A 12952-nucleotide genomic window follows, 5' to 3' on the forward strand; every position below is an offset into this window, starting at 1 on the left:
AGATGACTATACGACTGCCGTTAAACAGGTACAATATGAGTGGTTATACTGGTATCAGGAGCCACTACCCATGAGTCAGACCCAGCTTTCCGGCCCTAAAGCGCTGGGCGCATTTTTACGCAGCCAGCGGGAGAACACCTCACCAGACCAGCTTGGTCTGCCGGTCGCTGCCCGCAGAAGAACGCGCGGGTTGCGTCGCGAAGAAGTGGCGTTGCTAAGTGGGATCAGCACCACCTGGTACACCTGGATAGAGCAGGGCAGAGAAATTGTGGTATCGGCACATACGCTGGCGAACATCGCGGCTACGCTGCAAATGAAGCCCGTCGAGCGGGATTATCTTTTCCGACTGGCCCGGCAAAATGACCCGCAGGAAGCGCCGGTTCCACGGGTGGATCCGGCCGTGCTGGCAGCGGTTAATCAGCTGGCTGAGCCTTGCTATTTGCTGGATTTAACGTGGAATATGCTGGCGTGGAACTCACGCACGGAGACGCTGTTTCAGGGCTGGCTGGACAATGATGCGCAGCCAAACATGATGAAGTTTATGTTTCTGCATCCTCTGGCGCGCACGCTGGTTATCGACTGGGAAGCGCGATGCCGACGGATTGTCGCAGAGCTGCGGGCGGATACGATGCATTTCCCCAACGATCAAAACCTGAATGCTTTCGTCAATGAAATGAGCCAGCAGAGCGAGCAGTTTCAGGCGCTGTGGTCACTACAGCAGGTGATTAGCCGTGAAGGCGGCGAGCGGTTTTTCCAGCATGCTCAGTCAGGTAAGCTGCATTATCGTCATGTCAGCTGGCAGCTCACCAGCAATCGTGCGCTGAAGATGATTATGCTGATCCCCTCCGCGGATGAAGACGTCACTTCTTCATGAGGAAGACAGGCCTTTGCCGTCGGGGCAGCGAACATCTTAAAAAAGCCGGATCCGTCGAGCCGGCAGATTTTCTGCGTTGACCTTATCGGTGCGGCGGCCCCGACCAGCGATCATCTTCTGTTAAAAGGCACATACGGGTCGCCCTGCGACATCACTCTTTAGCAGGCTTACGATGCCAGTAGGCTTTAGCATGAACAAAACGGGCATCGCAGCCGCGGCGCTGGATAAAATAGTCGCCCAGCATTTTCACCGTTTCGCCTTCGCCGGTCAGCCAGATAAAATAGTCTTCGTCAGGCAGAGAAATCTTATCCAGTGTGCCAATCATGTCGCCTGAGGTGGCAAGATCCATTTTGCCATTGCCCAGCCAGTGGATATTGAGCTGCCGGGTGTCGCCTAAATAATCACGCCCCGTGGCTTCATCGGCATAGACCAGCACGTGCAGCGCTTCTGCCTGAATTGCGGGCAGACGGCGCTTCAGGGCGGGGAGCCCGCTTTCATCACACAAATAGATCTGAAAGGCGTAATCCTCCGGGATAATCTGTGAGCCGCGTGGCCCGCCAATCACTAAACGATCGCCTGGCTGCGCCCGATCGGCCCAACTGCTGGCCACGCCGCCCTCATGGATATAAAAGTCCATGGTCAGGTTTTCTTTACCATCGAACGCCAGTGGCGTGTAGTCACGCGCTGTCGGGCGAATATTGCCTGGCCAGACAACGCCTTCATCGGTCATTTGTGGCAGCGGCAGCTCGTGGGTGGCTTCATCAGGGAAAAACAGTTTGATGTGATCGTCGAAGCTGGGCGAATTGAAACCGTCCAGATCGCTGCCGGTAAAAGCAATGCGCCAGAAGCAGTTAGCGACACGGGTTTTACTGGCAACGGAGATCTGACGGAAACGCAGCTCGTTACGGACTCTGCGCGGCAGGCGGGGATCGGAATTTTGTGCTTTTTGACTCATGGATTTTCTCTTCAGGGTGATAGCTAAACTGGAATCATTCTCATCTGAAAATAGCTATGATATATCTTAAGAGCAAGCTCAGAAAATGCGATTGCAATTTTTTTTATGGTCACATGAACCCGAAGCGCTGCATTTTTCCGCTGGCATCACAGCATGATGACAGGCGACCCCCCCGCAAATTCCTCATCCATATTGTTGCGTAAATGTTATTATCGCCCCGGGTAAACGAACGGGAGAGGGTTATGGCAGGGCTGGTTTTACTGCCGGGCGTCATGTGTGACGCCGGGCTGTGGGTTAAGATGAGTGAGCAACTGGCGGAATGGGGGCCGGTAATTTACGGCGATCTTTCGCAGGCGGGCACGCTGGAGGAGATGGCCGCGCAGGTGCTGACACAGTGTCCGCCGCAGTTTACGCTGGCAGGCTTTTCCATGGGCGGTTTTGTCGCGCGCGAAATGATTCGGCAGGCGCCTGAACGCGTGCAGCGGCTGATCCTGATCGCCACTTCCAGCCAGCAGGACAGTGCGCAAACGCAATCTTTCAAAACGGCGACCGCAAAAGCGTTGCAGGCCTCTAAAGGCGAATTTCACGGGCTGGGCCAGAAGGCTATTGCGCTGTCGCTAAGCCAGAAGCATGCCGACAATCCGCAGCTGCAAGCTCAGATCCACCAGATGAGCCTGAGGATGGGGAAAGAGGCCTGGTGCCGCCAGTTGCTGATGACGCGCAGCAGCGATACCGACCAGCTGAGCCAGATAGCCTGCCCCACGCTGGTGGTTGCCGCAGAAGACGATCGGATGCGTACGTTGCAGGAATCGCGCACGTTATATGAACATATTCCTCATGCGCAGCTGGAAATCATCGCCGATTCTGGACATATGGTACCGCTGGAGCAACCACAGGCGCTGGCAGAAGTGATGCTCCGCTGGCTGCGTGCCACCCCAGTATAAACATTTACTAAAAAGTGCGTTCTTCCCGTACGATGAAAAGGTAAATTAACCGGGTAATTTTACGCTTTGCACGGAAGCAGGCAGGCCGCAGGGCCACAGTTCAACAGGCAGAGATAGCATAATGAAAAAATGGTTACTGGCGCTGGGCATGGCGCTATTGGCCTGGAACGCTGGCGCGGCGGAACAGGATAACGATCCTCAGACGATCGGCAAAAACTTTTACAGCTGGTATCTGAACGCGCTAAGTAAGGAAGAAAGTCCGATAGACGAGCACGATCCACTGCTCAACAAGTACGTCACGTCGCAGCTGCTGCAAAAAATCAACGTATTGATCAAAAGCCCCGACGGCATGGATGATGATTACTTTTTACAGGACCAGGACTACAGCGACAGCTGGGTAGATCATGTTAGCGTTGGCCGCTTTACCATTAATGGTGAAAGTGCCTCAGGCGACGTGATGCTGGGTGACGATCCTGACGATCGGCAGCTGTTGTTAGTCACTATGCATAAGGTCGGGAATGGCTGGAAGATTGACGACGTGGCTAAAGAAGATCGTTGAGTCGCTGCCTGACTGCACTCAGTCAGGCAAGCTCATACGCTAACAATCCCTCTGGATGGTCTTAAACGCTGTGCTGCGCAAACTGGTGTTGCAGTGAATCCAGCAGTTCATAGCGCTTCCTGTATTCTGAACGCTTTTTACTGGCGATCTCCTCAAGCGGTTTACGCTCAAGCGAAAGCGGCACGTTATACAGCTTATCGGATAACGGCGTGGCGTTCAGCGTTTCCCAAAACTCATTATAATGAGCATGGAAGAGACGTTGCTTTTTATAGCGATAGCGCAGGCTGCGGAAAATATGGCCGCTGTCGCTGACCGCCAGGATCTGTTTCACGCCTGTTGCAGTGCAGAATAAAGCCAGCGTTTCCATCAGCAGACGTTTTGGGAACAGGCCGTAACAGGCTTTGGTCGCGTCGCGGATCAGCTCATGCGGCGTATCGCGATGAGCGCCCTGGATGCCGCCGATTATCGCCACCAGATTACCGTTTTGCTCGGTAATGGAAAAAGTCACTATCGCCAGTTTGGTCTCGCCCCAGCTAAAGTAAATATTCACCTCACCTTCTCGTTCACAGCGTCCGGTACAGGCCAGGGTAATAGAAAACGGCTCGCCATGCTTACCGCTAAAGCTGAGTAAGACCGCCCCCTGCTGTGTCAGAAGCGCCTGACGAAAGCGGGGAAAAGGCAGGTTTTTGGCGAACTGATAGTGATCGGTTATCGCCTTCACACGTTGAGCGACGGGAAGGCTGCCATAGAGATAAGGACGATGAATTTTACTCGGCAACGTGTGCTGTACGCTAAGGATTTCACGCATGACAGGTTCAGCCGTAATGCTCTCTGCCAGCTTCATGGTCTGAACCGGACAGAGCAGAGAACGCATCAGATACTTAATCCGGTACTCGCGTTCATACCAGAGTTTGCCTGGCTTGAGTTTACCGGTCACCAGCGACAGAAATAAAGTCAGGCCCGTCTCCTGACGAGGGGTGAGTGCAGTATCAGACATGTTCGGCATTTCCGTTTGAAAAATGTCAGTGAAACACTGTCAATCTCAACGTCAGATAAATGCCGTTTCTCAAGTTACGCCTATTTTAAACTGGTTGAGAAAATGTTTAACCTTTTCGCTACTTAAAGCAAATTCACTGCATAAGATGAACATTTGTTGCAGCATCTAACATCACAGTTTTCCATTGTGGAATGGAAGAGTTGAACTAACATCGTAGTGTTAAGATCTAACTGTCCCTTTCGGAGGCGTTTTGCAGGGAGTTCCGGCTCAATTCAGCTATGAAAAAGACCGCGCCCGGTTCAGGCATCTGCCTGACTTGCCTGGCGTGGAACTTTATCATGCCCATATTTCCCGCCACGCTTTTGAGCCTCATACGCATGAAGCCTTTGGTATCGGCATGATTGAAACGGGAGCCGAGCGTTTTCGCTATCGGGGAGCACAGCACGTAGCCCCTGCGCAGTCGTTGGTATTGATGAACCCTGATGAGCTGCATACGGGAGAGTCTGCCAGCGAGGACGGCTGGCAATATCGCATGATTTATCTCGACCCGACGCTGCTTGAATCGCTAACGGGTGAGCGCGGCTGGTGGTTTAGCGAGGCGGTTCGTTTTGATCCGCCGCGTGCCGTGCAGCTTGCTAACCTGCTGGCTCAGCTTTGGCAAATGCAGGCGCCGCTGGCGCGAGATAGCCTGATGCTGTCGTTGACAGATCTGCTCCGGCCACATGCGCGAATGGCGACGAAGGCACCTGCCGAAGGCGGCCATCGTTTTGATATGGTTAAACACTATCTGCGTGACAACCTTGCAGCAACGATCACCCTGGACGAGCTGGCCGCGCTGGTCTCACTCAGTCCTTATCATTTCCAGCGCCAGTTCAAAGCGCATTATCATGTGACGCCCCACCAAATGCTGATGGCTTTCCGTCTCTGGCGCGCCAAACAGCTGTTAACGTCAGGCATGCCTGCCGCCAGCGTTGCCGCAGAAGCGGGGCTGACCGATCAGGCGCATCTTACCCGCAGCTTTGCCGCCCGTTATGGCACCACGCCGGTGCGGTATCAGAAGCAAGTGGCTGAAAGCCGCAAAGCGCAATCTCCTACAATCTTTCTGCCCGGACACCACGGATAATCGCCTTTTCTTCTTTATATTGGGATTATCATGTTAGCGGGTGTGTTATTTGCTTTGGCCGCAGGGCTGATGTGGGGACTGATTTTCGTTGGCCCCTTACTGGTACCAGATTATCCGGGCGCGCTACAGTCGGTAGGGCGCTATGTGGCGTTTGGCCTGATAGCGTTGCCGCTGGCATGGCGCGATCGCAAAAGGCTCCGTCAACTCACTTACAGCGACTGGATTGAAGCCCTCAAGCTGGCGCTTGTCGGCAACCTCATTTATTACACCTGCCTGGCTAACGCGATCCAGCGTACCGGCGCGCCTGTGTCGACAATGATTATCGGGACGCTGCCGGTGGTGATAGCAATAGGTGCCAATCTGCTATATGGCCACCATGATGGACGACTGGCATGGCGTAAGCTTGTACCGGTCCTGGTGCTGATCGTGCTGGGTCTGGGTTTTGTTAACGTGGCGGAATGGCAGCAAAGCGGTCAGCAGATTGCGTTGTTGCGTTATCTGAGCGGTATTGGTTTGGCAATAATGGCCGTGATTTGCTGGACCTGGTATCCCTTACGCAATGCACGTTGGTTGCGGGAGCATCCGGAAAGAAAGGCCACAACCTGGGCAACGGCACAGGGGCTGGCAACGCTACCGCTGGCAGTAGTGGGTTATGCCCTCGTGAGTATACAGCTTCATTTCAGCCAGCCGGCATTTGCCTTGCCGTTCGGGCCACGGCCAGGCACCTTTATTGCGCTGATGGCAGTTATTGGCCTGGTCTGCTCCTGGCTTGGTGCGCTGTGCTGGAACGAGGCCAGCCAGCGCCTGCCAACGGTACTGGTGGGGCCGCTGATCGTTTTTGAAACGCTGGCCGGGCTGGCTTATACCTTTCTGCTGCGTCAGAGCTGGCCCACGCTGCCCACGCTTTGCGGTATTTTTTGTCTGATAACCGGCGTTATTGTCGCCACGCGTATCAAGCCGCAGCCGGTCTTAAAAAAGGCAATTATTCCCCGATAAATGTCTCATTCTGACAGGGCAGATAACTTGCCCTGTTTCAGATTCAGCCTGGTCGTATTCCCGCAAGGCGACATATAGATTTGTGACTAATATCGCACTTTTCAGTCTATTCTCAGTGAAGCAATCTCCCCGAAACAACATGACATGCCTTGCATAACTCACAATTGTTCCGCCATAAGAATAATCGCTAATGACATTTAGGCTTTTTTCAGGACAGTCAATGAGCGCTACTGTTTACAAAATTCTTCATTTTTGAGACGCGTTTTGTAATATCAAACCAGTATTAACTCAAATGTTAACAGAACAAAGTGCCTGGAAATGCGCCGGGGAAATGACTTATACATTAGAAAGCCACAACAAAGGTTTACTGCGCTGTACATTTAATCGTCGTTATAGGGGGTATTATTAAGCTTTATTGCATAATTTCTGGTATTACCAGTCACGGGGGAAACGGTAAGTTTGCAGCGATGCGGCGGTTTTACAGGATTGGTTTCGGCGAGGTTACGAATGTGTTAACAGTGACAGATCAGCTTTATAAACCATTCTTAAACGCGGAACGATAAACAGTACTAAAGCAGATTGCCCATTTTTGGGCTTATCGGTAAGCGGTCTTAATGTCATTTTTGGCGCATTTATCTTTGCTGGCAAAGATAAATGCGCTCATAACAGGTTGAAAATATTGATATTTTATAAAAAAGGTGCGTTTTCTTCAGCCAGGTAAGGGACGTTGCTGAGAATTAACTCATCAAAAAATAGCGTCTCCTTTAATTCCGACTCAACTTTCTAATTAACAATGAGAATATTTAAACTTGGTCCTGGAGGTGGAAAAAAAAAGACTTAATGCGTCTCAATTACTGATTTTCACAGTTGTAAGGATAATGATAAACGCTACGGCTAATATCTAACAAACGGCAGCTACGGCGGGTTCCGATATCAAAAGTATCCTGCAAAAAATTAACTGCCTGACGTTTATCGTTAGTAGTAAAGAAGTTTTTTAGCACGCTTTGCAGCATCTCCTTGTCTGAAGAGAGCATATGCAGCTCGCGCTCCATATTGTGCACCTTCTCTTCTAATTCTTTGATTTTCCTGCCTTCTTCAGAGAATAACCCAGCATATTTCTTTTTCCAGCTATAGAAGGTCGCTTCGGAAATCCCCAGTTCTTCACAAATCTCCTTAACCTTCACGCCGCATTCAGATGCTTTAATGGCACTGGTGATTTGCTCTTCTGTATATCGTGACTTTCTCATAAATGCTATTACCTTTCTTAACTATAAAGTGATGAGAATGGCTGCACTAATTAATGGATCTAAATGTTCCCAGAATTAGGTCAGCGGCTTTAAGTGCGCGATTTGAATTGCAGGCTTTAAGTTAAGGGATTATGAATAAATATCATCATGGGATTTCTCCTATTTTATTTCGAAAGGGCCTGCTTAGCTTTCGGTATGTCGGTTTTTGTTATAAATTCAATTCGTGCCAGCAGTAAGGCCAGTGAGTAATTCAGAATGCTCCCGGATGCAGAGAAAAAAATCTGTGCCAGAATGTTTACCAGATTGCAGGCATCTGTGAGTTAGTTACTTACAATCAAGTCCAGGGATAATCAGACAATCGTCAATTGACGATAAGTTAAAATAAAAAATCTTTTAAATAAGAGCGGGCTTTTACTGCCTGTAAAATAACTTCCCGGATTTATATTTCGCCAGGTATGTCCAGGCTTCTTCACTTTTCACTGTTGTAGACAAGGATGTATTGACTGTTGTTATAAGTTATTAGTTCTACAAAGGAAGCTTCAATGAAATACAGTGTCATCTCTAACGCTGCCTGGATGATGTCAGAGAAGGTTGTCTCGGTTTTTGGTGTGATTTTTGTTACGTCTTACGTCGCAAAGGCTTTTGGTCCAGCTATCTTTGGGCAAATTGCATTCTCAGCTTCGCTTTTTTCAATTGTGCAAACTGTAGCCATTTTTGGTACGGAAACCATACTTTTTAAAAGCATCAGTAAAAACACGGCCAAAGGAATGCGGCTGATGGCCGTGGCAAAACAGCTTCGTATGGTGCTGTTATTATTACTTTCCGGGCCGGTATTGATATATGTATGGCTGATGATGCGTGAAAATTTTTTGATTTTCGCCATCGCATCGTTCATGTCTTCCATCTTTGTTACGCAAGATATTTTTAGTGTTTATAACAACGTACGTCTTGAATCACGTATGAACACTATTGCTAACGCAACGGGAATGATTATCAGTTTTGCCATCAGTTTCAGCGTGGCCTGGTTTAAGCTCAATCCAGTTTGGCTGTCGTTATCAATTATTGCAGTCACATTGGTGCCTTATCTGATCAAGCGCAAAACGTTTTATCGGAAAAACAATATTATTTCGCCGTCAAAGCGCAAACATCGTAGCTATCTGCGTTACCTGCTTCATGCAGGATTGCCGCTGGCGATTTCCAGCGTGTTCATCTCGATTCAGGTGAAGCTGGCGCAGTTCTTTTTAGTTGGCGTGGGCTCCGCGCATGAGTTGGGGCTGTTTACCGCCGCCAATACTATTTCTGCTTCATGGATTTTTATTCCGGTAGCGATCATTACTTCCTGCTTTTCCGAAATATTCCGGGAACGTGGTGACATGGCAGTAAAACTGGCTTCAAGACTCAATGGCTACGTCATTGCTGTCTCATTATTCATGCTGCTGGTCGTCGCCCTGTTTGGCGAAAAGATCGTCAGCGCGCTTTATGGACATGACTATGCAGCATCCGGTCATTTAGTGACGTTGTTATCAATAGCGACCTGTTTTTCCGCTTTAGGAACAATAGCTTATCGTTATATGGTGAAAGAGGGCGGCTTTAATTACCTGCTGGTAAAAATTGTTTTGCTGGTAGCAATTAGCGTGATGACCAACTGGTTTTTCATTCGCTATTGGGGATTAACAGGCGCCGCATGGAGCGTACTGGTGACCGAGCTGCTATCACTGACCCTGATGAATTATTTCTTTAAGAATGGCGTCATTTTGAAAATGCAGCTTTCCTCACTCAACTACAAAATTTATAAGTGAATCAAAATGTTGAACGTTAAAAAACAGATGAGAAAAGTTGCTTTAAACGCCATTCACAAAATGCCATGGCGTTGTCAGGACAGCCTTTACTATTTCCACCGGTTTAAGCGTCTTCCGCACATCCAACATCCCAAATCTTTCAATGAGAAGGTTTTGTTCCGCAAATTCGTGAAAGGTGATTACGACCGTTACGCGATGCTGTCAGACAAAATCCTGGTTCGGGAACACATCGCCAAAAAAATCGGCGAGCAATATCTGATCCCGCTTCTGCACACCACCGACGATCCGACCACTCTGCTGGGCATGGAATCACTGAAGGATGCGGTGATTAAGCCTAACCACGGCTCGGGCATGGTGAAAGTGTTTGTTGATGAACCGGATTTTGTGCAGAAAAAGAAGCTGATTGCGCGCTGCGAAGAGTGGCTGACCCGTGATTATTCGTTTGAAGCGCGTGAAATTCATTATCGCTATATCAAACCACAAATTCTGGTTGAGAAGCGTATCGGCGACGATAAATCGACCGCGATCGATTACAAGTTTCATATGTTCAACAAAGGTAATGGGCATTTCGAATACGTTCTGCAAGTGGTCTACAACCGCTGTGACAACGAGCCGTTATCGATGCTGTTCTACGTGAATAATCTGGATACCTGTTTCTACAAACGTTTCGATACCGGGTTAGATATCAGTGACAAAAGAGCGTCACTCGAAAAAGCCCTGACGCTGAGCAAAGAATTGGCCAGCGATTTCGACTACGTCCGTGTCGACTGGTACATCAACGGCGACGAAGTCTGGTTTGGTGAACTCACCTTCACGCCAGGCGCAGGTCTGATGCCGGTTCTGCAACATGGTCTGGATCAGGTCATGGGTAATATGTGGTTACAGCATGATCAGACAGCCACATTGTCGCCAGGTATGCAGCAAGAAAGTGCAAAAAAAAGTTTGAAGGATTGATGTGGACGATACCGGCGATGCTTGTCGGTATCACCTCAACAAATCTGAATGTGTTTGAGCTACACCATTGCTTTAACGTTTTGTTGTCGCACTGATGGGAATTTTTCTCCTTAGTTGCAAAGCGTAAGCGCCAGGGGAGTTTGTCGCGTTACGGTCGAGAGCCACACGTATGACACCAGGTAACTATTAAGGGCGTGGCTTTCATGCCCGACACAGCATTCCTCACACAACTAAAAAGCCTGCAAATGAGGTAAAAAATGTCAAAACTCAAAGCAGAATTAAGAAAAGGGTTTATGTTCCTTTTCAAAAAAATGCCCTGGTCTTACCAGGACAGAATTTATTATCTGCATAAATTTAAAAAATTGCCCAACTTACACCAGCCAAAATTGTTTAATGAGAAGGTGTTGTATCGTAAGTTCGTCACCGGCGACCACGCCCGTTATGGTCTGTTGTCGGATAAACTGCTGGTTCGCGACTACATCGCGCAAACCATTGGTGATGAATATCTGATCCCACTACTGCATGAAACGGCGGATCCGATCACTCTGTTGGGCTTAAAGAGCCTGAAGAATACGGTGGTGAAGCCCAATCATGGTTCCGGCATGGTGGAAATCCTGCTGGAAGAACCTGAATGTATCCAGAAGCAGCTGCTGATCAAGCGCTGTGAAGAGTGGCTGGCAAAGGATTTTTCGCACGAGGCTCGCGAAATTCACTATCGCTATATCAAGCCGCGTATTCTGGTTGAGCAGTATGTCGGTGACGGTAATTTTGCTGCGGTTGACTACAAGTTTCACATGTTCAACAAGAAAGATGGCAGCTTTGAGTATGTATTACAGGTGATTTACAACCGCTGTGGTAACTCGCCGCTGTCGATGAATTTTTACGTAAACACGCTGAAATCCTGCTTTTATAAGATCCGTGATACCGGTCTGGATATCACACCGGAAATGGAAACGCTGGAAAAAGCGTTGGATCTGAGCAAAAAGCTGGCGAAGGATTTCGACTATGTCCGCGTTGACTGGTATATCAGCGAAGGACAGATTTACTTCGGTGAACTGACGTTTACGCCGGGTGCAGGCATGGTGACGGGTCTGGAGCAGGGCCTGGATAAAATCATGGGCGATATGTGGTTGCAGGAACGTAAAACGAAAGCGCTGGCTAAAGCGGTCGGCGAAGAGGCGGCGTTACCTGGCGTACTGAAGAAGATTTAAGGCCATAACGGCGAGCCGCACTCTCAGAGATAGCGGCTCGTTGGTGTTTAAGGCAGGGGATAATCTGCTGGCGTGTGGCTCATCACATCAACGAATACATCTTTCGTGATATGCCAGAAGTTAGACAGGTTATCCATGCTCAGGGTGATACCCAGCAGGCCGGTAACAAACCAACATGACATGCCAATGCCGACACCGGTGAATATGAAGGCCATGCCGTTGCGGCTGCGTTGACGGCACTTCACGTTAAAGGTGCTGGCGAAAAACATCATTACTGCACTAACCAGTTCCCATCTCATCAGCACCAGGCTAGCGGTTAATGTACCCATATCTTTTTCTGACTCCGCGAAAATCTTGCCTGACATTAAAAATGGCATCACCTGTCCGGACGTAAAGCTGTCAGGGAAGCTTTGCATCTGAACTGACACAAAAGGTCATATAAGTGTGATGATGGTCACATTATATCACCCCATTTTTAAACGTTGAATAAATTTTAGCCCTGGTATGATGGTTATTTCTCCTAATTGGTTAATACACTTTTATTTTCCGGGGGTTATCTTTTTTATTTGCCTGTAGAGACGTTTTTTTCTCGATAGTTATTTCCGTTAACGCAAATTTTGCGCGGAATAACAGCTGAAAAGGACGCCAAAAAACATTATCAATAATCTCTTTCACATTTTCATAATGCGCTTTTTTTGAGACTTCTGATGATAATCGTTGTCGTTAATTAGCCGTATTTCTTTCTGTTTGCCAGTTAAAACGTTTTTCTCTCTTAATCGTTTCCTTCTCTCCCGATGCTTTTAGCAGTTTACTGGCTTCTTTGGGATGAATCTGACACCTGAAAAGTTGTACAACCTGTCATTGGGTTGTAGGATTTTTCACGATAAAAAATTCTAAAATTCATCTTCTTGCGGAATGCAGGAGCCTTTTTTTTTACTTGAAATTTGCCCAGCGTTTCGTTTCCCGACCGCATTTTATGGCGCAACAAACATCAGGAGCATGAGTGTTTGCTATCAGCCCTTTCAGGATAAGCAGGTTATCGCCCTGTTTAATGCGCCGGTGTTAATTGGCTGGGCCCAATACAACCAAAGACGCTTGCGGGTTGAGCGCCGCAACCGCCGTCCCGGACTGGCGCTACAGGAAGTGGCACAGAGTTTTGCGATTACTCCTGAAGACGTTCAACGGCTAAACCGTCACGATGTTCTGAAGGTTCATCATGACGAATACGGTCATATTATCGATGTTGAGACGCTGCGTGAACGTAGCTAATTTGCCGTTCAGTCGGTGTGGGAG

At 48.8% G+C, this 12952-nt stretch carries 13 protein-coding genes; 9 read left to right on the forward strand and 4 right to left on the reverse strand.

Annotated elements, in window-relative coordinates; genetic code table 11:
- The first annotated feature begins 70 nt into the window (after nucleotides 1-70).
- The gene (locus AAGQ96_RS01565) at nucleotides 71-874 is read left to right on the forward strand and encodes a helix-turn-helix transcriptional regulator (protein ID WP_147194118.1); all 804 of its coding nucleotides are present in this window, start codon (nucleotides 71-73) and stop codon (nucleotides 872-874) included.
- A 151-nt stretch (nucleotides 875-1025) separates the two neighbouring features.
- Here AAGQ96_RS01565 and AAGQ96_RS01570 read toward each other — a convergent pair whose 3' ends face one another.
- Complete coding sequence (locus tag AAGQ96_RS01570; RefSeq protein WP_147194122.1) at nucleotides 1026-1829, reverse strand: siderophore-interacting protein; 804 nt, start codon at nucleotides 1827-1829, stop codon at nucleotides 1026-1028.
- A gap of 242 nt (nucleotides 1830-2071) precedes the next feature.
- On the opposite strand from AAGQ96_RS01570, the gene AAGQ96_RS01575 reads away from it, so the two are divergent.
- Together AAGQ96_RS01575 and AAGQ96_RS01580 are read left to right on the forward strand one after the other, a co-directional pair.
- Nucleotides 2072-2773, forward strand: coding sequence for an alpha/beta hydrolase (locus AAGQ96_RS01575; protein WP_342754671.1), 702 nt, complete (start codon nucleotides 2072-2074; stop codon nucleotides 2771-2773).
- A 121-nt stretch (nucleotides 2774-2894) separates the two neighbouring features.
- Nucleotides 2895-3332: a DUF3828 domain-containing protein gene (locus tag AAGQ96_RS01580; protein ID WP_147194127.1), complete on the forward strand. Its 438-nt coding sequence runs from the start codon at nucleotides 2895-2897 to the stop codon at nucleotides 3330-3332.
- Nucleotides 3333-3393: 61 nt separating this feature from the next.
- On the opposite strand, the gene AAGQ96_RS01585 is transcribed toward AAGQ96_RS01580, so the two are convergent.
- Nucleotides 3394-4329: a VirK/YbjX family protein gene (locus tag AAGQ96_RS01585; RefSeq protein WP_147194131.1), complete on the reverse strand. Its 936-nt coding sequence runs from the start codon at nucleotides 4327-4329 to the stop codon at nucleotides 3394-3396.
- 250 nt (nucleotides 4330-4579) lie between these two features.
- Between AAGQ96_RS01585 and AAGQ96_RS01590 the strand changes: the two genes are divergently transcribed.
- On the forward strand, nucleotides 4580-5452 hold the full coding sequence (locus AAGQ96_RS01590) for an AraC family transcriptional regulator (protein ID WP_342754672.1): 873 nt from the start codon (nucleotides 4580-4582) through the stop codon (nucleotides 5450-5452).
- Between the two features lie 30 nt (nucleotides 5453-5482).
- A complete protein-coding gene (locus AAGQ96_RS01595) occupies nucleotides 5483-6448 on the forward strand; it encodes a DMT family transporter (protein ID WP_342754673.1) in 966 nt (321 codons plus the stop codon).
- Between the two features lie 851 nt (nucleotides 6449-7299).
- Here the strand turns inward: AAGQ96_RS01595 and AAGQ96_RS01600 are convergent.
- On the reverse strand, nucleotides 7300-7695 hold the full coding sequence (locus tag AAGQ96_RS01600; protein ID WP_147194138.1) for a transposase: 396 nt from the start codon (nucleotides 7693-7695) through the stop codon (nucleotides 7300-7302).
- A 542-nt stretch (nucleotides 7696-8237) separates the two neighbouring features.
- On the opposite strand from AAGQ96_RS01600, the gene AAGQ96_RS01605 reads away from it, so the two are divergent.
- The 3 genes from AAGQ96_RS01605 to AAGQ96_RS01615 all read left to right on the forward strand — a co-directional run bounded on the left by AAGQ96_RS01605 (nucleotide 8238) and on the right by AAGQ96_RS01615 (nucleotide 11659).
- A complete protein-coding gene (locus AAGQ96_RS01605; RefSeq protein ID WP_342754674.1) occupies nucleotides 8238-9494 on the forward strand; it encodes a polysaccharide biosynthesis protein in 1257 nt (418 codons plus the stop codon).
- A 6-nt stretch (nucleotides 9495-9500) separates the two neighbouring features.
- The gene (locus tag AAGQ96_RS01610; RefSeq protein WP_147194143.1) at nucleotides 9501-10448 is read left to right on the forward strand and encodes an ATP-grasp fold amidoligase family protein; all 948 of its coding nucleotides are present in this window, start codon (nucleotides 9501-9503) and stop codon (nucleotides 10446-10448) included.
- 257 nt (nucleotides 10449-10705) lie between these two features.
- Nucleotides 10706-11659: an ATP-grasp fold amidoligase family protein gene (locus AAGQ96_RS01615; protein ID WP_147194145.1), complete on the forward strand. Its 954-nt coding sequence runs from the start codon at nucleotides 10706-10708 to the stop codon at nucleotides 11657-11659.
- 47 nt (nucleotides 11660-11706) lie between these two features.
- Here AAGQ96_RS01615 and AAGQ96_RS01620 read toward each other — a convergent pair whose 3' ends face one another.
- Nucleotides 11707-11988: a YjcB family protein gene (locus tag AAGQ96_RS01620; RefSeq protein ID WP_147194147.1), complete on the reverse strand. Its 282-nt coding sequence runs from the start codon at nucleotides 11986-11988 to the stop codon at nucleotides 11707-11709.
- Between the two features lie 670 nt (nucleotides 11989-12658).
- Between AAGQ96_RS01620 and pgaD the strand changes: the two genes are divergently transcribed.
- Complete coding sequence (gene pgaD / locus AAGQ96_RS01625) at nucleotides 12659-12928, forward strand: poly-beta-1,6-N-acetyl-D-glucosamine biosynthesis protein PgaD (protein ID WP_342754675.1); 270 nt, start codon at nucleotides 12659-12661, stop codon at nucleotides 12926-12928.
- Nucleotides 12929-12952 lie beyond the last annotated feature (24 nt).

This window comes from Pantoea sp. MBD-2R, from assembly GCF_039134845.1.
Lineage (GTDB): Bacteria > Pseudomonadota > Gammaproteobacteria > Enterobacterales > Enterobacteriaceae > Erwinia.

Coding starts and splice junctions, on each gene's coding strand:
- AAGQ96_RS01565 (WP_147194118.1), top strand. CDS start 71: ATGAGTCAGACCCAGCTTTCCGGCCCTAAAGCGCTGGGCGCATTTTTA.
- AAGQ96_RS01570 (WP_147194122.1), bottom strand. CDS start 1,829: ATGAGTCAAAAAGCACAAAATTCCGATCCCCGCCTGCCGCGCAGAGTC.
- AAGQ96_RS01575 (WP_342754671.1), top strand. CDS start 2,072: ATGGCAGGGCTGGTTTTACTGCCGGGCGTCATGTGTGACGCCGGGCTG.
- AAGQ96_RS01580 (WP_147194127.1), top strand. CDS start 2,895: ATGAAAAAATGGTTACTGGCGCTGGGCATGGCGCTATTGGCCTGGAAC.
- AAGQ96_RS01585 (WP_147194131.1), bottom strand. CDS start 4,329: ATGTCTGATACTGCACTCACCCCTCGTCAGGAGACGGGCCTGACTTTA.
- AAGQ96_RS01595 (WP_342754673.1), top strand. CDS start 5,483: ATGTTAGCGGGTGTGTTATTTGCTTTGGCCGCAGGGCTGATGTGGGGA.
- AAGQ96_RS01600 (WP_147194138.1), bottom strand. CDS start 7,695: ATGAGAAAGTCACGATATACAGAAGAGCAAATCACCAGTGCCATTAAA.
- AAGQ96_RS01605 (WP_342754674.1), top strand. CDS start 8,238: ATGAAATACAGTGTCATCTCTAACGCTGCCTGGATGATGTCAGAGAAG.
- AAGQ96_RS01610 (WP_147194143.1), top strand. CDS start 9,501: ATGTTGAACGTTAAAAAACAGATGAGAAAAGTTGCTTTAAACGCCATT.
- AAGQ96_RS01615 (WP_147194145.1), top strand. CDS start 10,706: ATGTCAAAACTCAAAGCAGAATTAAGAAAAGGGTTTATGTTCCTTTTC.
- AAGQ96_RS01620 (WP_147194147.1), bottom strand. CDS start 11,988: ATGGGTACATTAACCGCTAGCCTGGTGCTGATGAGATGGGAACTGGTT.
- pgaD (WP_342754675.1), top strand. CDS start 12,659: ATGAGTGTTTGCTATCAGCCCTTTCAGGATAAGCAGGTTATCGCCCTG.